Below are 21,385 nucleotides of genomic sequence, written 5' to 3'. Positions count from 1 at the left end.
GCAACTGAGACAAAGCAGCGATCGTCGACTCTGGGATGTCCATTCAGCCGGCATGTTCGGCGATCGCGCGTGGCGCACGGTGGGCGTGCGCGCACAGCATCACCCCGGCCACCAGGAACACGATCGCCAATGCCTCCAGCACGGTTGGCCAGCGCTGCTGCCAGGCAAATGCGTACAGCAGCGCGAACAGGGTTTCGAACACGATCATCTGCCCGGTCAAAGTCAGCGGCAGCAGACGGCTGGCACGGTTCCAGAATGCGTTGCCCACGATCGACGCCACGACCGCGACACCTGCGCTGATGGCCCAGAATGCGCCCCATTGTGCGGCCGTATGGCTGCCGGCGGACCCGGCAAAGGCCATCGGTACCAGCAGCAGGGACAACCCGCCGGTGGTGACACCCGTCAGCAACGACCAGTCATGGCTGGACAGATCCGGGCGCCGCGCCAGCCAGCGGCTGTTGCCGATCGAGTACAACGCCCACGAGAACAGTGCGCCGAAGGCACACAGCAGGCCGATCAGGCGCTGCCGCCAGGGCGTCGCCAGGTGTTCGGACATCAGCGCCTCCCACCCGACCAGGGCCACGCCGAGCACGCACAGCGCCAAGGCGGGCAACAGCTGCTTCAGGGGCACCGCCCCCTGCTCGCGCACGCCCACCAGGGTCACCACGACCGGAATCAGGCCGACGATCAGCGAGGCCGCAGCGCCACCGGCCCACTGCACGGCCGTGGCCAGCAGCAGGAAGTACACCAGGTTGCCCGCCAGGCTCAGCCACAGCAGGCCGTACCATTCCGCGCGCCCCAGCCTCGGTGCCAGCCGCCTCCAGCGCGGCAGCAGCAGGATCACGGCGATGAGGCCATAGACCAGATAACGGCCGGCAGACAGCTGCAGGGCGTTGAACGTGTGCAGCACGGCAGGCGCCAGGAACACCACGCCCCACAGCGCGCCCGCGGCTACGCCGTTGGCGATGCCCAGGACCATCGGATTGTTGCGCATTGCGGATTCTTCGGGGGAGAAGAGGCCGCGCAGTGTAGCCGCCCACCGGACGACCTCTCTTGACCCAGGCTATTGCTGTCCCGGCAGGGCCGGACGCACTCGGCTGCGTTCCCGCAGCGCCATGGATCAGAGGCCGCCCCGCCGCCAGGCCGCAGGGGTAACGCCGCTTTCCCGGCGCAGCGCGCGGGTCAATGCGCTCTGTTCGGAATACCCCGCGGCCAGCGCGATCTCGCTGATCGGCAGCGCGCTGGTCCGCAGCTGGTGCTTGGCCCAGCGCAGGCGGCAGGCACTGACCCAGGCCTGCGGACTCAAGCCGAATTCGCGCTGGAACAACGCATGCAGCCGGCTTTCGCTGACGCCGACGAATGCCGCCATGCGCGCGACCGGCCAGGGCTGCCCCGGGTCGGCCTGTACCGCCGTGCACAGCCCCTGCATGCGCGCGCCACTGCCTGCCGGTGCAAACACCCTCAGCAAGGCAGGCAGCAGCAAAGGCAGCGGCTGCCCCTGCCGCACCTCGGCCAGCCCCTGGCGCAGGGCCAGCGGCAGATGCAGCCACCGCTGCCTGCACAGGTGCTCCTGCGTATCGTCGTCCAGAACATCCGGACCGCAATCAACGATCACGAAACCGTTCGGACCCTCCGCCATCTGGTCATGCGCCTCGCCGGCGGCCACGAATGCGCCCTGCAGAAGGTCCAGCCGGCCGCCCCGCCCTTCCAGCTCGAACTGCAGCTCGCCCTGCAGTGGCAGCACCCATTGCGCGTAGTCGTGGCGATCCAGGCCGGTGGCCTGGCCATAGTGCCGGAGGTGGAAAATGGCGCCCATTCGGCAAGTCTGCGCGCCTGACACCGGCGGTGCAATTGACTGCTATAGTCGGGCCGTCTATCCAGCAAGGAGTGCAGGTCATGGCATATCGACAGGTTTCCCTGGCTCTGGCCGCGAGCATCGGCCTGTCCCTTTCCGTCACCGCCAGCGGGCAGGAACGCCGGGTGCCGGCACCGCACTGCCTCGACGCCGTGGGCGTGCAGGAGGTGGAGCAGGCCTCGCCGCGCTCGATCGCCGTCCGTGCCGCTTCCGGCCAGGCCTACCGGATCGACTTCAGCGAAGACTGCCCGAACGTGCGTGCCGCCACCTCCCTGAAGCTGGAAGCGCCGGCAGGCTGGGCCTGCGGCAGCCCCAGCGAACGTGTTGTCGTGGACGGGCACAGCTGCGCGGTCAGCGCGGTCAGTCCAGTGCAGAACCGCGACTACGCCACTGTCGCCCGTGACAGTGACCGCCTGAGCACCGCGACCCTGCCTGCGGTGACCATCAGCGAGCGGCGCGAGCAGCGCCGCAGCTTCGGCGGATCGCCCGCCTACTGTTTTGCAACCCGCAACGTCCGTGCCTGGTCCTCCGATCAGCAGGGGCTGCTGGTGGAGACCAATCCACGCCGCAATGGCGGCCACCGCTACTACCGCGTCGAACTGGGCGGCAGTTGCCGCCAGCTGGACCGCGCGCCTCAGGTCAGCTTCCAGTCCGGGCTGCAGAACGGACTGATCTGCGGCAATCCGGGTGATCGCATCCTCAGTGCCGAGTTCGAGCCCGGCGACGAGCGCGGCCTGGGGCCGCTGCCGCTGTACACCCGCGGCAGCTGCCAGATCCAGGCGGTCTACCCGGCCGCGACCCAGGCGTCGAACTAGCTCCCGACACCGAGGAAGGTGAACGGTGCGCTGGGAACGAAATGCTCCAGCGCATCGCCGGAGAAGGTGTTGCGCTGGTCCTTGCCCAGGTCCAGCTTGAGCACCTTGCCACCGAAGTCGATCCTGTTGAGGTCCACCCAGAACGTATTCGGCGTCATCGCGGACTCGAAGAAGTACAGGCGTCGCTTGTGGTCGGCCACGGTGCGCCAGCGCGTGGACGAGATATTGGGCTCGCCCGGCGTGGTGATTCCGTACGGCACCGAGACATTGCGGATCACACTGAACACACTGGCCAGTGCCACCACGGGGTCTTCCGCCTTGGGAATCGCATTGATGTAGAACGACGCGCGTGCAAAACGGTCGGCCGATCGGTTGGTGCCCGGCAGCATCACCGTGCCGCCGATCTGCTGCCAGTAGCTGTTGAGCGCAAGCTGATGCTCGAAGATGGGCGAATTCGTCATCACCTGGTAGCGGCGATCATGATGGATGACCTGACGGCCACCGATGTATTCCACGATCGCGCTGTCGCCGCTGGCATCGGACAGAGAGAGATGCAGGGTCGCCTGCCGGTCCTCGCCGGGCACCTTGTCGGTGACGATGGAGTACGGCTCACGCTGCAGCGCCGCCACGGCCTCTGCAACTGTCGCAAAATTATCCAGCACGTACTGCGCCCACAATGAAATGGCCAGGCCGGGCTTGCTGCCGCGCTGCTGCGGATACTCCGATTCCACCAGCCATAGCAGATTGGCGACCAGCCCCTTCTCGTTCATGCCATCGGTGGTCGACACGTCGTAGCCGGTGGCCACCACGCTGCCGTACCGTGCAGTCCATGCCAACGACTTCGGCCCGGCCTCGCCGGTCCGTGCAATTCCGCGCGGCAACACGTACAGGTTGGTCGCCACATCGACCTTCCAGTCCATCGACCGCGCCGTGATCACATCGCCGTTGTCACCCAGATAGACCGCACGTGTGCAGGCCAAGGCAGGCATTGCAGCGCCTGCCAGGGCCGCCACCAGCAGCGCGGCCCCTGTGTGCTTCATCATCCGTACCATGTTGCCCCCGTCCATGCCCTGGAGGTCCAATCTCAGCGCATGCAGGGTGAGACAGCGGTGAAGCCCGGCGCCCCTGCCGCGACTCAGCCGGCGTGGAGCGCCGGCTGCACGATGTCGGCGAGCAGGTCCACCGCCGTCGGCGCCGCGCGGTCGCCCTGCAGCGCACGGCTGAATCCGGCCCAGTCGCCCACCGTGAGTCCATGCAGCATGGACGCCTCCACCTGCAGGACACGCATCGCCCAATAGGGAAACTGGCGCTGGCCAAGCCTGCTGCGCGCCAGCTCGACGATGTCGACATGGCTGCCGGCCTGCAGGATGCGCTCATACACCGAATCAATACCATCCGGCGGCCCTTCGATGTACTGCAGGAAGCGCCCGCCATCATGCAGCAGCACCCCGGTCACGCCAGCCAACTTGTTGAAACGGGCGGCGTCGTCCACCAGCGCCTGCAGGCGATCTGCGGAAAGATCCGGCAGCGCCTGGCTGACGTAGGCGATGGCTCGCAATGGCATAGCGCTTCCCTGGCAAGATGTGCAGCCACGGTAGCAGTTGCGGATGAGCCCGTCATAAGCGCGCGCCCCGCTTCCTGAAGAATTCAGATTCAGGCCATGTCCGGCCCACCGCAGCGCCGTGGCAGTGCTGCCTCCAGCACGACCTGCCCTGCGTCGTTGCGCGCGGTCAATCGACCGCCGTGAGCGCGCACGAACTGATCGACGATGTACAGCCCCAGGCCGAGGCCCTTGCTCTGGTGGAAGCTGGCCTTGAAGGGCTCGAACAGCCGCGGCAGCAGCGCCGCGTCGATGTGGCCGGCATTGCTGACCCGCAGCACCACCCGCTGCGGGTCACGCCCGTCCAGTTGGACATGTGCTTCGCCGGCATGCGTCAGTGCATTGCCGATCAGGTTCGATGCGACCTGCCCCAACCGGTCCATGTCGCCCTGCAGGACGGTATCGCCCTGCGCCTGGAAGCGGATCCGCTCGAGTCCGTGGGCACTGCCCGCCTCCGCAATGACCGCGCGGGCCAGGGCGTCGAGGTCGCAGGTCGTGGTCTGCAATCGCAGGCCGCCGCTGCGGATGCGCGAGAAGTCCAGCAGCTGCTCGACCATCCGTGCCATGCGCAGCGTGCTTGCTTCCAGGTGCTGCAATGTCTGCTGTGCAGCGGAATTGCCCGCAGGCAGTTCCAGGCTGAGCTTGTCCGCGCAGAGCAGGATGGCTGACAGCGGCGTCCGCAGGTCGTGGGTAAGCACCGCGGCCATGGTCTCGTTCAACTTCAGCGCGCGCTCCAGGGCTTCGTTGCGCACCTTCAGCAGCTGCCGCTGCTGGTACAGCTCGATGAACACATTGACCTTTCCGAGGATCACCTGCGGCGCCACCGGCTTGTGCAGGAAATCCACCGCGCCGGTTTCGTATCCCTTGAACGCGCGCACCGGATCATCCGGCGACGCGGTGAGGAAGATGATCGGCACGTCGCGGCTGCGCAGCGAGCCCCGCATCAGTTCCGCCAGCGTGAAGCCGTCGATCTCGGGCATGTGCACATCCAGCAGCGCCAGCGCCACCTCGTGCTCGAGCAGCAGTTCGAGCGCCTGGGCGCCGGAGCTGGCCAGCAGCAGGTTGACGCCCTCGCGCTGCAGCAGTGCCTGCATGGCCACCAGGTTCTGTGCAACGTCATCGACGATCAACAGGTTGACCGGGGCCTGGGACTGCGCAGGGTCCGGTGGCAACAGGTTCATGAAAACAACTCCTTCAAGCGGCGACACATCAGTTCAAGGGGCAGCACCGCATCGGCGCCGGCATGCTGCAGGGCCGAGGCCGGCATCATCGAAGCTTCGGCCTCTTCGGGGCATTGCAGCCAGGCGCGACCTCCCGCCTCGCGCACTGCCGCCACGCCCTCGGAGCCATCACTGCTGGCGCCGGTCAGCAGCAGTGCCAGCACGCGCGGACCAAACACCGCCGCGGCCGATTCAAACAGGGGGTCGATGGCCGGACGCGAATACAGCACAGGGGGATCGATCGACAGGGCAACCGAGGACCGGTCTTCCACCAGCAGGTGATAGTCCGGCGGCGCAAACGTCACCGTACCGCGCTCTATCGGCTGCTTGTCCTCCGCCTCGCGCACCGGCACCGCGCAATGCGGCGCCAGCACCTCGACGATGCGGCTGTTGCGGTCACGGGGCACATGCAGAACCACCAGCACCGGCACCGACAGGCCCGCCGGCAGCGCCTGCACGATGGCCTGCAGGGCAGCGACCCCGCCAGCGGATGCACCGACCACCATCACCTCCGGCAGACCGGCGTCATTCATCAGGCGACCTTCCGGTACAGCCGATGTTCGCGCGAACACACGTCGAACGCGTCGTGATGGCAACCGAACTGCAGCGACTCCTTGCTTCCCAGGCCGAGGAAGCCACGATGCACGAGCGCTTCCCGGAACAACCCCACGGCCCGGTCCTGCAGGTCCCGGTTGAAATAGATCAGCACATTCCGGCACGACACCATGTGCACCTCGGAGAACACCGTGTCCGTCGCCAGGCTGTGGTCGGCGAACATGATGTTGCGTCGCAGGTGACGGTCGAACACGGCCCCGTCATACGCCGTCGAATAGTAGTCCGACAACGACGCCCTGCCCCCCGCCGCCAGATAATTGCGGCTGAACTGCGCCAGGCGATCGATCGGGTATGCGCCGGCCTCGGCGGTCACCAGGGCCCCGGGATTGATATCGGTGGCATAGACGATGCTGCGCTCCAGCAGCCCTTCTTCGTGCAGCAGCACCGCCAACGACCACACCTCCTCGCCCGTGCTGCAGCCCGCCACCCACAGCTTCACCGAAGGATAGGTGCGCAGCACCGGCACCACCTGCTCGCGCAGGGTGCGGAAATATGCCGGGTCCCGGAACATTTCCGAGACCTGCACGGTGAAGAACTGCATCGCCTGCGTGAAAAGCTCCGGCTCGTGGAGCAGGCGATGCTGCAGGTCCGACAGCTTCTCGCACTCGTAGCGCTGCATGGCCTGACGCATGCGCCGTCGCAGCGACGACACCGCGTAGCTGCGGAAGTCGTAGTGGTAGCGCTGATAGATCGCCTCCAGCAGCACCTTCAGCTCCAGGTCGAACAAGGCCTGCTCGTTCATTGACGCGAGCACCACACCCGGCACAGCGAAACCAGCTTGTCGACATCGATCGGCTTGGCGATGTAGTCGTTGGCGCCGGCCTGCAGGCAACGCTCGCGGTCATCGGGCATGGCCTTTGCGGTCAACGCGATGATCGGGAGATCCTGCAGGTGGCGCTGCGCACGGATCTCGCGCATCGCCGTCAGACCATCCTTCTCCGGCATCATGATGTCCATCAGCACCAGGTCCACCTCGCGCTGCGCCAGCCGATCGACCGCCTCCTGGCCGTTGCGCGCGATCTCGAGGTTGACACCCAGCGGCTCGAGCACGCTCGACAGCGCGAAGATGTTGCGCACATCATCCTCGGCCAGCAGTACGGTGCGCCCATCAAGGATGGTGTCGCGCCGGCGCGCCTCGCGCAGCAGGCGCTGCTGATCGGTGGGCAGGCTCGCCTCCACGCTGTGCAGGAACAGGGTGACCTCGTCCAGCAGGCGCTCGGGAGAGCGCGCACCCTTGATGATGATGCTCTTGGAATAACGACGCAGCCGTTGTTCTTCCTCGCGGCTGAGCGCACGTCCGGTGTAGACGATCACCGGCGGGAAGCCGACGTCATCATTGCCGGCCATGTGTTCAAGCAGGTCGTAACCGCTGCCGTCCGGCAGGGAAAGATCCATCACCATGCAGTCGAACGTGACACTGCTGAGCTGCTCCAGCGCTGCGGCCAGTGTGCCGACGGCGACGATCTGCAGTTGATCACGCCCCAGCAGCAGCTCCAGGTTGCGCCTCAGCTCGCTGTCATCCTCGACGATCAGCAGGCGCCTGACATCGCGTTGGCTGGTCTGCTCGAGCTGCTCGATGGCCGCCGCCAGCCGCTCGCGCGTGGTCGGCTTGATCGCATAGCCGATCGCGCCCAGCTCACGGGCCACTTGGCTGCGGTCCATCGCCGAGACCACGTGCACGGGGATGTGCCGCGTGTCCGGGTTGCGCTTCAGACGCTCCAGCACGCTCAGACCTGACACGTCGGGCAGGCCGATGTCGAGCAGGATGCCGTTCGGCCGTAGTTCGGCAGCCAGCGCCAGCGCTTCCTCTGCCGTGCCGGCAACCACGCAGTCGAAGTCCAGTTCATGCGCCAGCATCACCAGCGCTTCGGCGAATGCCACGTCGTCCTCCACCGCCAGGATCAGGCGTCCCATGCGCTGCCGCCGGCCACGATCATCTGGAACGTGTGTGGCAGCTGCGGGCGGGGGCGCAGGCGCAGTCGGCGCCATCTGTGCAACCACCGGACGCGCTGCCGGAGTGGCCACGCGCGCGGCCTCCGCTCCCGGCTCCGGCGCGGACACGGGGGCGCCCTGCAGTGGAAGCTCCAGCACGAAGCAGCTGCCACGCCCCGGTTCGCTGTCCACCTGGATTTCGCCGCCCATGCGGGCAGCCAGGTCGCGCGAGATCGACAGGCCCAACCCGGTGCCGCCATAGCGCCGGCGGGTGCTGCCATCAGCCTGGCGGAAAGCCTCGAAGATCACCTGCAACTGCTCGCGTGCGATGCCGATGCCCGTATCACAGACCTCGAAGCGGATGCGGCCACTGCCGCCGGGACGCACCTGCAGGCTGACCTTGCCGTGCTCGGTGAACTTCAGTGCATTGGCCAGAAGGTTCTTCAGAATCTGCTGCAGGCGCTGGCTGTCCACCACCAGCTGACCCGGCGCCAGCGCATCGGCGCTGATCTCCAGGGCAAGCCCCTTCTGCCGCGCGATCGGATCGAAGGTCTCGCGCAGCCGCTGCAGCGCGCTGTCGACCGCGACCACTTCATCGCTCAGTTCGACATGCCCGGCTTCGATGCGCGACAGGTCGAGAATGTCATTGATCAGCGCCAGCAGATCGTTGTTCGACGACAGGATTGCCCGTGCGTACTTCACCTGCTCTTCGGTGAGCGTACCGTCCTTGTTGTCGGCCAGCAGCTTGGCCAGGATCAACGAGCTGTTCAGCGGCGTACGCAGCTCGTGCGACATGTTGGCCAGGAACTCGGACTTGTAGCGCGACGTCGCCGCCAGCTCGTTGCTGTTGCGCACCAGCTGGCTCTGCGCAACCAGCAGGGCCTGCTTCTGCGCCTCCAGCTCGTGCGTGCGCTCCTCAAGCTGTACGTTGCTCTGCTCCAGTTCGGCCTGCTGCTGTTCCAGATGGGTCTGCGACTGCAGCAGGCTGCGGCTCTGCTCTTCAAGCTCCTCGTTGGCCACGCGCAGTTCTTCCTGCTGGGCCTGCAGCTCCTCTCCCTGGCGCTGCGACTCCTCCAGCAGCACGACCAGCTGCGCGCGCAGCAGCGACGCCCGCAGGGCCATGCCGATGGTGTCGCCACAGCGCTCCAGCAGTTCGCGGTCCAGATCACGCTGTTCGCCGACGCTGGATCGACCCAGCTCGACGATGCCGACCACGGCACCGTCACTGGTGATCGGTGCAAGGATCCGCTCACGCACCGGAACCCGCCCGAGGCTGCTCTGGAGTTCAAGTACCGAGGCCTCATCGCCCTGCAGGTGGCGGGTGCGCAGGTCGCGCGCGACCTGTCCGGCCAGCCCCTCCTGCAGTGCCAGCGACGCCGGCATGCCGGCCGGCAACGCCAGTCCGCCCGTCAATTGCAGGCGGCCGCCCTCAAGCCGGTACACGGCGCCGACATCGGCCTGCAGCTGCGAGGCCAGGCTGGTCGCCGCCGCCTCGGCGATCTGCTCCGGCCCCAGGTCTCCCCGCAGGCTCATGGCCACGGCGTTCTCCGCCTCCTGCAGCCACAGGGCGCGCATGGCCTGCCGGCGCGCCTGGATGGCGCGGGACACGATCAGCGCGATCATCAGGAAGGCCGCACCGCCGATGGTGCGGTTCACCAGCGAGAACGCCGAATTCGTGCTTGCCGGGGCAATGTTATAGCCCACCATCAGCAGCGCGCAGGCCAGCACCGCGACCACGAACGGTGCGCGCGCACTCCGCTGGAACACCGTCACGCCAACGGCCAGGAAGTAGGCCAGCCACACCGCATAACCCAGAGGCACGACAAGTTCCAGTGCGATGGTTGCGGCCAGCAATGCGGCGGCAGTCATCCATATCCAGCGGTCGCGCGAGGTTGCACCGGGACGCATACGGGGCGATTCCAGAAGGCAGAGAAGTGCGTGATGGTACCCCGTGTCGTATTCAGCCGCATACGACCAATGGCACGGGCAATCCCTGCACACATCCTTCACACTGCAGTGCCTAGCTTTCCGGCCCTCACAGGGGTAATGCTCATTTCCACGTGGACGCACCCGCTTCTACGAGGTCCGCTCTGACGGACACTTCCCAACAGCTGCGCCTGCTGATAGACAGCGTGCGGGACCATGCGCTGTATCTGCTCGATCCCGAGGGCATCGTCTGCAGCTGGAACCCCGGGGCCGAACGCATCAAGGGGTATGCAGCCGACGAAGTCATCGGGACCCACTTCGGACGCTTCTACCTGCCAGCAGACCGCGACGCCGGCGAGCCGCAGCGGCTGCTCCGGCTGGCCGCGCAGCAGGGTCATTGCTCCGCCGAAGGCTGGCGCGTCCGTCGCGACGGCGCCTCGTTCCGCGCCAGCATCGTGATCGAGCCGGTGCTGGAGAACGGCGAACTGCTCGGCTACGTCAAGATTACCCGCGACATCACCGAACAATGGCAGGCGCAGCGCCTGCTGCGTGACGCACAGCGTGCACTCCGGCAGACCCAGCAGTTCGAGACGGTCGGCCGGCTGAGTCGTGGGCTCTCGCATGAATTCAACAATCTGTTGACCACCATCGGCAACGCACTGGATCTGCTGGCGCTGCGCGTGGGCAGTGATCCGCGGGCCCACGAACTGCTTTCCACTGCACAGACGGCGACCGACCGCGGCGCATTGTTGACCCGCCAGTTGCTTGCCTTCAGCACCGGGCAGACCCTGATCCGTGAACCGGTGGACGTCAACGAACTGATCGTCGAGTCCTTGCCGGGCCTGCGGCGCGCGCATGCCTCGGGTACACTGCTGGGCACGGAACTGGCTCACGATCTGCCGCCGGTGTGCACCGACGCGCTGCAGCTGCAGACCGCCCTGGCGAACCTGGTCGCGAACGCTGTCGAAGCCACGGCCGATGGCGGCCACGTGCTGATCGCCACCGCACTGGAGCATCGCCTTGATCCGGATGGAGAGGCTGGCCAGCAGCGCCGATACGTGACGGTGAGCGTGCGTGACCAGGGGCGTGGCATGCCCGTCGATGTGGCGGAACGCGCGACAGAGCCTTTCTTCACCACCAAGGACATCGGCAAAGGCAGCGGACTGGGCCTGAGCCAGGTGTTCGGATTCACCACCCAGAGCGGCGGCTTCGTCGATGTCTCCACCACGCCAGGCGTAGGCACCACAGTCAGCCTGCTGTTACCCGCACTAGAGGAACCCGCCCCATGACCGATGATCCGATCCGCGTGCTGATGGTGGAGGACCAGACCGACCTGCGCGAAATGATAGGGCTGGCCCTGCGCGATTTCGGCATCGACGTGGCGACCACGGCCGACGGTCATGAAGCAGTGGCCCTGCTACGCGGCGATACCCGCTTCGACGTGGTGTTCAGCGACGTCAGCATGCCCAATGGCATGTCCGGCATTGAACTGAGCGAACACGTCGCGCGCGACCAGCCGCACGCCCGCATGATCCTCTCCTCCGGCTATGCGCGTTCGCAGCTGCCTCCCCTGCCCGAACAGGTCGAGTTCCTGCCCAAACCGTATCGGCTGCGGCAACTGGTGGAGCTGCTCAGGCAGGACTGAGCCTCGTCAAGTGCGTCAGGGGAGTTTTTCCCTGTCCGCACGCCTGCTGCGGCCCCTGCGCCGACGGTGAACCCGGCTGCAGATTTCAAGAATTCCGAGCACGCAGGCGAACACCGCGGCCACTTTGCCAAGGGCGATCAGCAGGTGCATGGCGACTCCCGTCTGGACCGAAGGCGTGCAGGTGGCCGGGTACCCCTCCCGGCATTGGGGGCCACTGTAGGCCCGGCAAACCCATGCAGCCCGCAGACTGCTATGCGTTTCCGGCAAGAATCACCCGCGGACTCAGTCATCCAGAGAGTCGGCCTCGCCCGGTTTCCGGCTGATCCGTGATCTTCGCCAGCCGCCGTGGGAACGGAAGTAGCCGGTATCCCCGCTCACGGTATAGCGCAGCGCTGCCCACGCGGCGGCGACCAGGGAGGCCTGCCAGCCCCGCGCCTTGCGGAAGGCGTACTGGAAACGCCCCATCACCCGGCCGCCGGGGGGATGATCGGGAAGGCGGGGCGGCGTGCGCGTCCAGGGAAGACGGCATGGCCCACCCGGCAGCACAGGGGGACGGCGCCCGGTCCGACGCCAACGGACGTCACGGCATTGCGATTCATTCGGATCCTGCTGGTCATGGGGGAAGCGCTGCGCACGGCAGGCTCAAGGCCTGCCACGAGTCCCCCTGCCGACCCGTCACGCTGCAGTGAAACTGGGCGCTGAGCAGTTAGCCTTGTGTGAAAACGGCTTGCTTACCTGACTGGATGTTCAGGCTCCCCGCCCCTCTCGCGAACCCTCGGCCCTCACCAGAACGAGATAAGGGCTGTCAAGAACGAGAGTCTTAACAGTTCATGCTGTATGGTCACTGCATTCGGCTTCTCTTCGGCGCGAAATTCCTCGCCTCCGTGTCCAGCCCCTGACCGGCAAGACACATGACCACTCCTGTTGCATTCCGGATCCTGCGGATCCGCCCTTTGCTGCGCCTGGATGCCACCATCGAACGGCTGGATTCCGTGCAGGCCAAGTGCAAGTCATGTGGGGACGAATCACGGATGTCGCATGGGTGCGGGCTCACCGATGTGCACGGGGGTGTGCAACTGAGGTGTCCCGCCTGCGGCTCGATCGATGTCTTGACGGCGGCGGATGCCTGGGGCCACTGGGTGCAGCAGATCAGGCACGATCGAATACTCGCACTCGCTGGCCTGTTGCCAGAGGACCTGGATCGCCCCTAGGTGAGCCTGGCGGAAGGCAGACCAGGCCGCCGCACGCCCTTTTCCAACGCACTGTGGCGGGTGGCAAGCACGCCGCAGCGAAGACAGCACGCCGCAAGCAGAAGCGGTACCCGCCTGATCATCTGCGGGCAATTGACCGATGGTGACCCCGGCCCGATTCGAACGGGCGACCTTCCCCTTAGGAGGGGGACGCTCTATCCAGCTGAGCTACGGGGCCTTGCGCAAGCGGTAAAGCATACCGCGTCCAGCTGAATGGACCAAGCCACCGACGATCGCCGCGCCATCGGCGGCAGGTATGCTGGCCGCCCCCACATCAGTCCCACCGGATGTCCGAGTTCTGGCTTTTCCTCTCCAATTTGGGCGACAGCCGCTGGCTGCTGCCCATGGCCATGGTGCTGCTGCTGGCATTGCCGCGAAGCGAATCGTCCTTGAGGCGACGCTGGGCCGTCGCCATCGCCGTGACCGCCGGACTGACCTTGGCCTCCAAGCTGGCGTTCATGGGCTGGGGGCTGGGCATTCAGCGTCTGGACTTCACCGGCATTTCCGGGCACGCCGCCATGTCCAGCGTGGTGTACCCGGTGGCTCTATGGCTGACGGTGAGCACTGGCGAACGCAGGGACCTCCGCTGGTTCGCTGCAGGCTCTCTGCTGGCCGGTGCAATCGCGTATTCACGACTGCCTGTTCAGGCACACTCGACATCGGAGGTCATCTCCGGCCTGGCTCTGGGCCTGGCTGCAAGCTGCGCGGTGCTGGGGACATCGGTCGCCCACTCGCGGCCGAAAGTCCGGGTGCTGTTGCTGGCCTGCGTGACGGGGCTGGTGGTTCCGGCGGCCATTTCGGATCTTCGGACACACGATCTCATCAGGGACGCCGCCAAGCTGCTGTCGGGGCGAAGCAGCACGCATGAGCGGCATGACCTCGGGAACTGAACCCGGCGCTTGACACTGCGGGCCTTCCGCCGCAAGATTGGGGTGAAATTTTCCCTAACGGAGTAGGTGCCTCTCCCATGTTCAAGAAGACGATCGCCGTTCTGGCCCTGGCGGCATTCTCCGCCTCCCCGATGATGGCCTTCGCGCAGGACGCGCAGGCAACCACTGACGCCGAGACTCCGGCTGCCGAAGTGACCGCCGGCGCTGAAGCCGCTGGCTATTCGAACGCTGCCATTTTCGGCACCACTGTAGTCGGCATTGCAGCCGCAGCTGTGGCTTACAGCATCGGTGGCGACAGCAGCAGCGGCAGCGACGACAATGGTGGCGGCGAACCCGGTGGTCCGGGTCCGGGCGGCCCAGGCACCGGCGGTACGGGTGGCACTGGCGGGACCGGCGGCACCGGCGGCTGATTCGCCCTGCTGTTCGAGCAAGCCCTCGCCGGGCAATGCACGGCGGGGGTTTTTTATGCCTGTCGGAAACCCACCACATGAACATGAAGCCTCTCCGTATTCTCGCCACTGCACTCACTGTGCTGGCCGTTTCCGGCTGCGCATTCGCGCCAGGTCAGCACCTGCGCCGAAGTGATGTCACTTCGCAGAGCAGCGACGATGGCCGACTGGAAATCGTCACCATTACCTCCAAGCTGATCGCCCAGGAGCATGCAGCTCGCAACGAACAGACGCTTCCTGCCGAGCTTTTCGATTACCAGCCTTCCCCTTACCAGGTCGGCATCGGTGACATCCTCTACGTGACGGTCTGGGATCACCCTGAACTCACCGTACCCGCCGGCTCCCAACAACAGGGCGCGCTCGCCGGTCGTCTGGTGCAGAGCGATGGCACGCTGTTCTACCCCTACATCGGGAAGGTCAAGGCGGCGGGCAAGACCCCGTCTGAGATCCGTGAGGAAATCAGCCGGCGCCTCGCGCAGTACGTGGAATCGCCGCAGGTGGATGTGTCGGTCCTCAACTACGGCAGCCAGCGGGTGTGGGTCACCGGCGCGGCCGAGCGGTCCTCGCCCGTCCCACTCGGTACCTCGCCGCTTACCCTGACCGATGCCATCAGCCAGGCCGGACTGAACGCAGCCCAGGCGGATCTCTCGGGCATCCAGTTCAGCCGCGACGGAGTGAGCTACACCATCAACCTTGAAAGTCTGGCCAAGGAACATGGTGGGCGCCAGCTGTTCCTGAAGGATGGCGATTCAATTTATATCCCCTATCTGGATCGCAAGGAGGTCTTCGTCGTTGGCGAGGTCAACCTGCCAGGCGCGTACAGCTTCCGGACTGGCGACGTCACATTGAACCAGGCGCTCGGTCGTGCACGCGGGCTGCTGCAGCAGACGGCCAATGGCAATGCGGTGTACGTCATCCGCGGCAGCACCGATCTGCAGCAGGAGCCTTCGGTGATCTATCAGCTGGAAGCACGCTCACCAACAGCATTTGCCGTCGGCAGCCAGTTCAAGCTGCAGCCCGGGGACGTGGTGTTTGTCGGCGCCGCAGGTGTGAGCCGCTGGAACCGCTTCGTCAACCAGCTGCTGCCCTTCACCAATATCCTCTACACGGCCGCGCGCACCGGAACCGAAGTCAGGGACAACTGACATGGCGCGCACGGGAGCAGCCTCGGTGCGTTCATTCCGACGCACTTCAGGCCGTCTATTGCGCATGGCGTTGATCGCCGTGGCGCTCGTGCTTGCCGGTTGCACCACCGGCAGCCGGGCAACGGCGGACAGCTTCCGGCTGTTGCTGCACAAGCCCGTTGAGGTCAGCCCCGCTACCGTGGCGGCAAATCGCTTCCCGCAGGTGCTGGTCCAGACACGGGACCTGACCGCGGTGGCCGTTCTTGGCTACGTTGATGGTGGCCGGCAGCAGTGGTACGCCGGCACGCATGCCGTGATCGAGCTGGACGGCAACGGCGTGCTGCTGGGCTCAAGCGGGCTGGGACGTCAGTTGCAGACGCGGATCATCGGCGCGTCCCCCTTCGACCGCCTGACGTCGTTAAGCGGACCGGCACAGGTGCAACGCCAATACGACTGGATGTCGTCGTATCAGCTCGGCGTTGTCGTCACCGGCACGCTGACACCCGGCGCCACCGAGGAGGTCAGGATTCTCGGCCGCACCCGCACCCTGCAGCGATTCGTCGAGCATCTCCAGGGCGGCGGAATGGACACGCAGAACATCTACTGGGCGGACCCGGCGACCGGATTCATCTGGAAGAGCCGGCAGCATCTTGCCCCCGGGTACGTCGTGGAACTCACCCAGCTCAAGCCCTACCGTGCCCCGAAGGGATGACAGGCATGAACACTCGAATTCTCTGCCTGATTCTGTCGGCACTACCGTCACTGTGCTTGGCGCAGGCACCGTCTACCGTGCGCGTCGAGGGTGCGGTCGCCCATCCCGGTGACCAGGCCATCCAGCCGGAGCGGCGACTGGCCGATGCGGTTGTCCAAGCCCAGCCTGCCGCCGACGCCTATCTGCTCGGCAGCAGCTATCTTCGCCGCCAGGCGCTCGTTGAACAGGTCCGACTGCGTGCCGGAATCCTGCATGGCCTGACGCAGCTTCAGCTCAACGCGGATCCGGCCGTCGTCGAAACCGCGGCGGCCCTCCAGCAATGGGTGCAGGCGCACGCTGCAACCGGACGTGTACCGACGGTGATCTCGCCACGCCTGATGCAGGTGCAGCCGCAGAGCAATCCGGTGCTCATGGCCGGCGATGTACTCCGCATTCCCGTCCGACCTGATCACATCACGGTCCTCGGCGCGGTCCGAACCAGCTGCACTGTCCACCACTCCCCGCAGCGCGATGCGCGGGACTATCTGCGTGACTGCCCACCCAGCGCGGCCGCCGATCCCGACTCGCTCTACATCGTGCAACCCGATGGCCGGGTTCAGCAACAGGGCATTGCACTCTGGAACCGCGCGGATCCCCAGGCGGTCGCCCCTGGCGGTTCGATCTATGTTCCGTTGCGCGAATCGGTGCTGAAATCCATCGACCCGGCATTCAACAACGATCTTGCCACCTTCATCGCCACCCAGCCTGTCAGCCCGTAATGACCGACATTCCCCAGCGTGCACGCGTGCCGCGCCCAGCCCGCTTTGCGCTGACCGCGCTTGCCCTGTCACTGAGTGCCGCGTTGCAGGCCCAGGAAGCCCCTCCGCCGACCGCCAACGAATGGGGCGGCATCGGCCTCCTGCAGACACCGACGGCACGCATGGCGCCCGACGGCGACCTCAGCTTCACGGCCTCGCACAATTCCCCGTACAGCCGCTACAACCTCACGCTGCAACCGTTCCCCTGGCTTGAGAGCACGTTCCGCTACATCAACGTGTCCAACATCCGCTATGGTCCGAACATCGCGGGAGACCAGAACTACAAGGACAAATCGATCGACTTCAAGCTGAGGCTCTGGCAGGAGTCACGATGGCTGCCGGAGCTTGCCTTCGGTGTACGCGACCTCGGTGGTACCGGCTTCTTCTCCAGCGAATATCTGGTTGCCAGCAAGAATCTGGGGCCCATCGACGCCTCCATCGGCCTTGCGACCGGCTACATCGGCAACCGCGGCGATTTCGCCAATCCGCTGGGAGCGATCGACGATCGATTCAAGAATCGACGCCCCATCGCGGGCAGCAACATCAACGACGCCGGTCGCTTTGGTCTGGACAACATGTTCAAGGGCCCGGTCGGCGTCTTTGGCGGCATCACCTATCAGACGCCGCTGGATTCGCTGCTGGTCAAGGTCGAGTACGACGGTAACGACTACCGCCGTGAGCCGCGCGGGAACAATCTGGAACAGCGCACCCCCATCAACGTGGGGCTGGTCTACGTTCCCAACCGCAACGTGGAACTCACCGCCGCGTGGGAACGCGGTGACGCGGCGATGTTCTCGCTGACCTGGCGCGGCAATCCCGGCCATGCCGTGTCTGCGCCCAAGCCTTTCGATCCCCCGCCACAACGGATCGTGCCTCGCGACCCGCAGGCAGCCGCGGTTGCGGCGACCGCAGCGCCCGACGCCGGCGCCACGACAGCAGAAGGCGGCCCGGACTGGGCTGCCATCAGCGCCGACCTCACCCGGAATGCAGGCTTCCGGGTCGAGCGCATCTCCCGTCGCGGCGATGAGCTCTACGTGGACGGCTACCAGAACCGATACCTCCACAACGCCAAGGGCCTGGGACGCGCCGGCCGCATCCTGGCCAATGCGACGGGCGATGAGTACGAGTGGTTCACGCTGCGGACAACGCGACTGGGAATGCCCATCGTGGACACGTCCGTCTCCCGCAGTGCCCTCGTGGGCTATCTGGATGGTCGGGTCAGCGAGGACGTGCTACGTCGCAGCACCGAGGTGCAGTCTCCCGACGACGTCACTCGCCAGACGTTGTATGAACCCAGGACACGCCCCTATGGTGGCGGCTTCAACATCGGCTACCGACAGAATCTCGGCGGCCCGGATGGCTTCATCCTTTACCAGATTGCCGCCAATTATTCCGGAAGCCTGTTCGTACGCCCCAACATGTGGCTCACAGGAACCGTCAGCGCCAATCTGATCAACAATTACGACAAGTTCAAGTACAACGCCCCAAGTCGACTCCCGCGCGTGCGCACCGATCTGCGCAGGTACATGGTGGACTCGGATGTGGTGCTGCCAAATCTGCAGTTCAATGTGGCTGGACGTCTGGGCCGCGATCTCTATGGCATCGCGTACGCGGGTTACCTGGAGTGGATGTATGCCGGCGTAGGCGGTGAACTGCTGTATCGTCCTGGCGGTGAGCGATGGGCCGTCAGCGCGAACCTGAATCGCGTGCAGCAACGCGGCTTCGATCAGCGCTGGGATCTACGCGACTACAAGGTCACGACCGGGCACGCCACCTTCTACTACAGTTTCGACGCCCGCGAGCGCATCGTCGGCTCGCTGTCCGTCGGCCAGTATCTGGCCGGGGACAGGGGCGCAACCCTGGACGTCGCCCGCGTCTTCGACAATGGCGTCACGATGGGTGCCTATGCAACGAAGACCAACGTTTCCGCACGCGATTTCGGCGAAGGCAGTTTCGACAAGGGAATCTACATAAGCGTCCCGCTGGACGGATTCCTGCCACGGTCGACACGCGGACGAGCCGCGTTCAACTGGAATCCCCTGATCCGCGACGGTGGCGCCATGCTCAGCCGCAAATATTCGCTGTACAACATCACCGGCGATCGCGACGAGCGATTCTTCTACGACAACATCCGCTCGATCGACGATTGACCTGCCGGAACGCAGCAGGGCGGCCAAAGGCCGCCCTGCTGCACGTTCGCCCGGTGAAGACCTACAGGTACCGCACCCAACTTTCGATGCCTTCGGCCATCAATCTGTAGACATGCTCGAAAGCAGGACGCTGCTGGCGATAAGGATCGGGGATTTCCCGGTCCTGCTGCCACTTGCCCAGCAGGAAGGTCTTGCCCGACGCCTGCGGCGCAATCTCGGTGATCCGGTGAATGTGCTTACGCTCCATGGCCAGTACCAGATCAGCCGCCCCAAGGATCGCATCATCGATCTGGCGTGCGCGGTGAGCCAGCCCATCCATGCCCTGCTCCACCAGCAGCGCCTGGGCAGTGGCGTCGATACCATGCCCGACGAGTGCTCCCAGACCTGCGGAAGACACCTGGATGCCTCTGCCCTGAACCGCCCGTCGAAGCATCACTTCAGCCGAGGGACTGCGGCAGATATTGCCGACGCAAACAAAAAGTACGTTATTGAACACTGACCTGGATCCTGTGGCATTCCATGCAGGCCCCGCCGCGAAACGGGCGGAGCGCTGACAGCTGCACAGATTACCTTACAGCGCCGCTGCTGGCGAGAAAATAGCCATGCAACTCATGGAATTACGTCGCAGTTCGCAGTTCTGCAGGCTCAATAAGCCGACTTCTGCCCGAGAACCTTCAGCGCCGTCAACGCAATGATCCGAACATCCAGGGTCGGGCTCCAGCGACGGATGTAGTCGATGTCGTACTGCACGCGCTTCTTCATCGACCGCAGTTCCGGCGTCTCGCCCCGCAGCCCGTGCACCTGCGCCCAGCCGGTGATGCCCGGCTTGACGTAATGGCGGTGCATGTAGCGTTCGATCACCCGTTCATAGTGATTGTTGTGCTGGATCGCATGCGGACGCGGGCCCACCACCGACATGCTGCCACCCAGCACGTTGAAGAACTGGGGCAGCTCATCCAGGCTGCTGCGCCGCAGGAAGGCACCGAACCGGGTCACCCGCGGGTCGCCCCGGGTCGCCTGCGTGATCTGCCCCGTCCCTTCCTCATGCACGCGCATGGAGCGGAACTTCAGCATCCAGAACTCCTTGCCGCCCAGGCCGTGGCGGCGCTGGCGGAACAGGATCGGGCCAGGTGAACTGAGCTTCACACCGATCGCCAGCACCACGAACAGCGGCGCCAGCAGAATGACCGCTACGCCGGCCACGAGGATGTCCTCGATGCGCTTGAACAGGCGGAAATTGTGGTCCACCAGGCCCTGGCGCACGCCGATCATCGGCACATCGCCCACCTGGTGCACGCCCGGGTTCAGTGCCCCCAGGCCCGTGGTATCGGGAATCAGGCGGATCGGCACCGGGAACCGCTCGATCTGTTTGAGCATGTCACGGATGGGCGCGGTATCCCCCAGCGGAAGGGACACCCAGACCTGGTCGAACTCCCCCCGGTGCGCATCCAGGTAGCGCGGTACATCATCCAGTGCGCCCAGGCGCTGCGGGGCATCGCCGCCACGCCGGGTGGCGATGTCGCCCTTGCTGGTGAAGTAGCCGATCACTTCCTTGCCCATCTCCGGCTTGCCGCGCAGCAGGCGATGCAGCCTGAGCGCCGGGGCCCGGAGCCCGACCAGCAGGATCCGCTCGTGATCCAGTCCACGCGAACGCAACCGGTGCAGCTGGACACGCAGGAGTACGCGCAGCCCCGCCATCGAGGCCAGGCCGCCGATGTACCAGCCCACCAACCAGCGCGATGGCACGGCATCGGCCAGCCCCACCAGCACGGCATACAGGGAGAACAGGGCGAAGCTGCCGGACCAGGCCAGCAGCAGCAGCCAGAGGTCGGCCAGCAGGCCACGCAGGCGCCAGTTGCGGTAGACCGGTGCGATGGAGAAGCAGACGATGGCGCTGAGAATCACCGCACCGAAGACGATGCGCTGGGACTGGTTGGGCGCCGGCGTCCCGTAGCATACGACGTGGGCCAGTGCAGCCATGCCGGGCAGGAGCAACAGGTCTCCGAGGCGAAGCCCCAGTTCCAGGGCCGCCCGGGCTTCGACCCGGCGGCGGCCGGCATCGGCACGCTCTGCGGGGAGGTCATCTACCGATCCATGTAGCACTGCACTTCTCCAAGCTGTGTTCCGATCCAGCACTACAATGTGATGGCTGTCGCATACCAGGCCTCCCCAAGCCGGTGCGAACAGACGGAATTGCGTCAATAAGTCGAACGTGATTGTGAATGATGTGAAAGGCAATTGGTAGGAAGCGGCAGCCTGTCGTGCGCCCATTCACCCGCCCGACCCACCCTAAGTCATTAGAACTATTCCTATTTTTTAATATTTCAAAATGCGTCAAAATGATTCGCACTGCGTCCGACAGCGTCCAGAAATTGACGTTTGATGCACGGAATCATCCCATCACG

The 21,385-nt window shown here is 65.5% G+C and carries 21 protein-coding genes and 1 tRNA gene; 9 read left to right on the top strand and 13 right to left on the bottom strand.

Features of this window, described 5'->3' with window-relative positions; genetic code table 11:
- Window positions 1-43 precede the first annotated feature (43 nt).
- The gene (locus ACX9OW_RS03650; RefSeq protein WP_128988648.1) at window positions 44-994 is read right to left on the bottom strand and encodes a DMT family transporter; all 951 of its coding nucleotides are present in this window, start codon (window positions 992-994) and stop codon (window positions 44-46) included.
- Between the two features lie 126 nt (window positions 995-1,120).
- Window positions 1,121-1,816 (bottom strand): helix-turn-helix transcriptional regulator, encoded by a 696-nt coding sequence (locus tag ACX9OW_RS03645; RefSeq protein WP_262101317.1) that lies wholly within the window; start codon window positions 1,814-1,816, stop codon window positions 1,121-1,123.
- 80 nt (window positions 1,817-1,896) lie between these two features.
- Here ACX9OW_RS03645 and ACX9OW_RS03640 point away from each other — a divergent pair, with 80 nt between their 5' ends.
- Window positions 1,897-2,670, top strand: a complete 774-nt coding sequence (locus tag ACX9OW_RS03640; protein ID WP_459061949.1) for a DUF6491 family protein — start codon at window positions 1,897-1,899, stop codon at window positions 2,668-2,670.
- Here the strand turns inward: ACX9OW_RS03640 and ACX9OW_RS03635 are convergent.
- From ACX9OW_RS03635 to ACX9OW_RS03610, 6 genes are all read right to left on the bottom strand, one after another.
- Window positions 2,667-3,722, bottom strand: a complete 1,056-nt coding sequence (locus ACX9OW_RS03635; RefSeq protein ID WP_180875997.1) for a linear amide C-N hydrolase — start codon at window positions 3,720-3,722, stop codon at window positions 2,667-2,669. The two genes, ACX9OW_RS03640 and ACX9OW_RS03635, sit on opposite strands and share 4 nt — an antisense overlap.
- A gap of 83 nt (window positions 3,723-3,805) precedes the next feature.
- Window positions 3,806-4,234: a BLUF domain-containing protein gene (locus ACX9OW_RS03630; protein ID WP_053516741.1), complete on the bottom strand. Its 429-nt coding sequence runs from the start codon at window positions 4,232-4,234 to the stop codon at window positions 3,806-3,808.
- Window positions 4,235-4,323: 89 nt separating this feature from the next.
- Entirely contained in the window at window positions 4,324-5,451 is a 1,128-nt protein-coding gene (locus tag ACX9OW_RS03625) for a hybrid sensor histidine kinase/response regulator (RefSeq protein ID WP_180875945.1), read from the bottom strand.
- Window positions 5,448-6,023 carry a chemotaxis protein CheB gene (locus ACX9OW_RS03620; protein WP_053516743.1) on the bottom strand — a complete coding sequence of 192 codons (576 nt, stop codon included), beginning with the start codon at window positions 6,021-6,023 and terminating at the stop codon, window positions 5,448-5,450. Before ACX9OW_RS03620 ends, ACX9OW_RS03625 begins: the two co-directional genes overlap by 4 nt.
- Complete coding sequence (locus ACX9OW_RS03615) at window positions 6,023-6,847, bottom strand: CheR family methyltransferase (RefSeq protein WP_340044748.1); 825 nt, start codon at window positions 6,845-6,847, stop codon at window positions 6,023-6,025. The genes ACX9OW_RS03620 and ACX9OW_RS03615 overlap by 1 nt, the downstream gene beginning before the upstream one ends.
- Complete coding sequence (locus ACX9OW_RS03610) at window positions 6,844-9,945, bottom strand: response regulator (protein WP_459061948.1); 3,102 nt, start codon at window positions 9,943-9,945, stop codon at window positions 6,844-6,846. The genes ACX9OW_RS03615 and ACX9OW_RS03610 overlap by 4 nt, the downstream gene beginning before the upstream one ends.
- Window positions 9,946-10,097: 152 nt before the next feature.
- Between ACX9OW_RS03610 and ACX9OW_RS03605 the strand changes: the two genes are divergently transcribed.
- Together ACX9OW_RS03605 and ACX9OW_RS03600 are read left to right on the top strand one after the other, a co-directional pair.
- A complete protein-coding gene (locus ACX9OW_RS03605) occupies window positions 10,098-11,252 on the top strand; it encodes a two-component system sensor histidine kinase NtrB (RefSeq protein WP_193396309.1) in 1,155 nt (384 codons plus the stop codon).
- Window positions 11,249-11,608 carry a response regulator gene (locus tag ACX9OW_RS03600; protein ID WP_053516753.1) on the top strand — a complete coding sequence of 120 codons (360 nt, stop codon included), beginning with the start codon at window positions 11,249-11,251 and terminating at the stop codon, window positions 11,606-11,608. Before ACX9OW_RS03605 ends, ACX9OW_RS03600 begins: the two co-directional genes overlap by 4 nt.
- Window positions 11,609-11,623: 15 nt before the next feature.
- Here ACX9OW_RS03600 and ACX9OW_RS03595 read toward each other — a convergent pair whose 3' ends face one another.
- The 3 genes from ACX9OW_RS03595 to ACX9OW_RS03585 form a co-directional block, all read right to left on the bottom strand.
- Window positions 11,624-11,758, bottom strand: a complete 135-nt coding sequence (locus ACX9OW_RS03595; protein ID WP_258012811.1) for a hypothetical protein — start codon at window positions 11,756-11,758, stop codon at window positions 11,624-11,626.
- 132 nt (window positions 11,759-11,890) lie between these two features.
- Window positions 11,891-12,073 (bottom strand): hypothetical protein, encoded by a 183-nt coding sequence (locus ACX9OW_RS03590; protein WP_053516755.1) that lies wholly within the window; start codon window positions 12,071-12,073, stop codon window positions 11,891-11,893.
- A gap of 886 nt (window positions 12,074-12,959) precedes the next feature.
- Window positions 12,960-13,036 (bottom strand) — tRNA-Arg (locus ACX9OW_RS03585).
- A 109-nt stretch (window positions 13,037-13,145) separates the two neighbouring features.
- On the opposite strand from ACX9OW_RS03585, the gene ACX9OW_RS03580 reads away from it, so the two are divergent.
- From ACX9OW_RS03580 to ACX9OW_RS03555, 6 genes are all read left to right on the top strand, one after another.
- Complete coding sequence (locus ACX9OW_RS03580) at window positions 13,146-13,748, top strand: phosphatase PAP2 family protein (protein WP_180875943.1); 603 nt, start codon at window positions 13,146-13,148, stop codon at window positions 13,746-13,748.
- A 77-nt stretch (window positions 13,749-13,825) separates the two neighbouring features.
- Window positions 13,826-14,158: a hypothetical protein gene (locus tag ACX9OW_RS03575; protein ID WP_053516758.1), complete on the top strand. Its 333-nt coding sequence runs from the start codon at window positions 13,826-13,828 to the stop codon at window positions 14,156-14,158.
- Window positions 14,159-14,193: 35 nt separating this feature from the next.
- A complete protein-coding gene (locus ACX9OW_RS03570; RefSeq protein WP_459061947.1) occupies window positions 14,194-15,342 on the top strand; it encodes a polysaccharide biosynthesis/export family protein in 1,149 nt (382 codons plus the stop codon).
- Between the two features lie 64 nt (window positions 15,343-15,406).
- Window positions 15,407-16,033, top strand: coding sequence for a YjbF family lipoprotein (locus tag ACX9OW_RS03565; protein WP_459061946.1), 627 nt, complete (start codon window positions 15,407-15,409; stop codon window positions 16,031-16,033).
- A 77-nt stretch (window positions 16,034-16,110) separates the two neighbouring features.
- Window positions 16,111-16,791 (top strand): capsule biosynthesis GfcC family protein, encoded by a 681-nt coding sequence (locus ACX9OW_RS03560; protein WP_459061945.1) that lies wholly within the window; start codon window positions 16,111-16,113, stop codon window positions 16,789-16,791.
- An 83-nt stretch (window positions 16,792-16,874) separates the two neighbouring features.
- Window positions 16,875-18,980, top strand: coding sequence for a YjbH domain-containing protein (locus tag ACX9OW_RS03555; RefSeq protein ID WP_459061944.1), 2,106 nt, complete (start codon window positions 16,875-16,877; stop codon window positions 18,978-18,980).
- Window positions 18,981-19,041: 61 nt separating this feature from the next.
- Here the strand turns inward: ACX9OW_RS03555 and ACX9OW_RS03550 are convergent, their stop codons facing one another.
- Together ACX9OW_RS03550 and ACX9OW_RS03545 are read right to left on the bottom strand one after the other, a co-directional pair.
- Window positions 19,042-19,476 carry a low molecular weight protein-tyrosine-phosphatase gene (locus tag ACX9OW_RS03550; RefSeq protein WP_053516763.1) on the bottom strand — a complete coding sequence of 145 codons (435 nt, stop codon included), beginning with the start codon at window positions 19,474-19,476 and terminating at the stop codon, window positions 19,042-19,044.
- A 149-nt stretch (window positions 19,477-19,625) separates the two neighbouring features.
- On the bottom strand, window positions 19,626-20,975 hold the full coding sequence (locus ACX9OW_RS03545) for an undecaprenyl-phosphate glucose phosphotransferase (protein WP_430544474.1): 1,350 nt from the start codon (window positions 20,973-20,975) through the stop codon (window positions 19,626-19,628).
- Window positions 20,976-21,385: the final 410 nt, after the last annotated feature.

Source organism: Stenotrophomonas genospecies 5, assembly GCF_054473825.1.
Note: the sequence above shows the minus strand (reverse complement) of the source record. Positions and strands in the feature narration are given on the sequence as shown.